The following is an 897-nucleotide window of genomic DNA, read 5'->3' on the forward strand; positions in this document are numbered from 1 at the left end:
ACGGTCTCGCGCCAGTGGTCGAGTAGCGGCAACGGGCACGTGTCCCGCACCAGCGTCCACAGGCGGTCGAGCCGGTGGGCGCTGTCGCGTGGCAGCAATGCCAGCGCGCTGGCGTTGGCCTTGTCGGGCTTGACGCAGCGCCGGTCGAACAGCCACACGTTGGACAGCGAACCGAACAGCGTTCGCCGGTAGGCGCGGGTGATGCGCTTCTCCAGGCGATCGACGTTGCCGATGAACACCGGGACGCTGCCGCCCTGGTCGGTGATGACGTGAAACTGGTCCAGTCCCTGCTCGTCGCGCCCGAGGGTCAGGCGAGCGAGGAACTGCTGGACGGCGGTGTCCCGCGCCCAGATCGACAAGAAGATCAGGTTGCCCTGGTCATCGCCGACGCAGGCGTCGGCCATCACATCCGGGCATTCGTCGATGCGGTACAGCGTGGAAGAAGTGTTTGCGGGCATGGTGGTGTCCTCGGATAAGCGGGAACAGCACCGCCCGCTGGGGCATGTACTGCCCCAGGGGGTGGAAGAAAATCGCTCAGTCCGGCTCGAACTGCCGGGTGTGCGGATTGAAGTGAAGTACCTCGTCCACCGCGGTGATCGGCGTGAAGCCGTCCAGGTAGATGTTGTTGAGGTACTGGTCGCGGTAGGTCAGTGCCTGCCGTGCCTGCTCCTCGGTGAGGCCGTTGTCGATGAAGTACCCCAGCATTTCCTCGTCGGAGGAAACTTCGTCGTTGGACAAACTGCCTTCAACGAGCTTCAGCAGCGAGGCGGGGAGCGCAGCCAGGATCGGGTCCATGTCGGTTCCTCCTGGCTCAGACCATCAGCGTCGCGGCGGGTGCCGTGACAGCCGTGGGTGTGCGCCGCCGTGCGTGGTAGGCGCGAACGCCTGCACGCCATT

Annotated in this window: 2 protein-coding genes; both read right to left on the reverse strand. The window is 65.2% G+C overall.

Features of this window, described 5'->3' with window-relative positions:
- Positions 1-458 (reverse strand): hypothetical protein (locus K206_RS0136910; protein WP_020207199.1); only part of this gene is annotated, 458 nt, incomplete at its 3' end.
- Between the two features lie 76 nt (positions 459-534).
- On the reverse strand, positions 535-795 hold the full coding sequence (locus K206_RS0136915; protein ID WP_020207200.1) for a hypothetical protein: 261 nt from the start codon (positions 793-795) through the stop codon (positions 535-537).
- Positions 796-897 lie beyond the last annotated feature (102 nt).

This window comes from Cupriavidus sp. WS (genome assembly GCF_000395345.1).
Taxonomy (GTDB): Bacteria; Pseudomonadota; Gammaproteobacteria; order Burkholderiales; family Burkholderiaceae; genus Cupriavidus; species Cupriavidus basilensis_B.

Bases quoted from the DNA above. Each gene is read 5' to 3' on its own strand.
- K206_RS0136915 (WP_020207200.1), bottom strand. From the start codon at position 795: ATGGACCCGATCCTGGCTGCGCTCCCCGCCTCGCTGCTGAAGCTCGTT.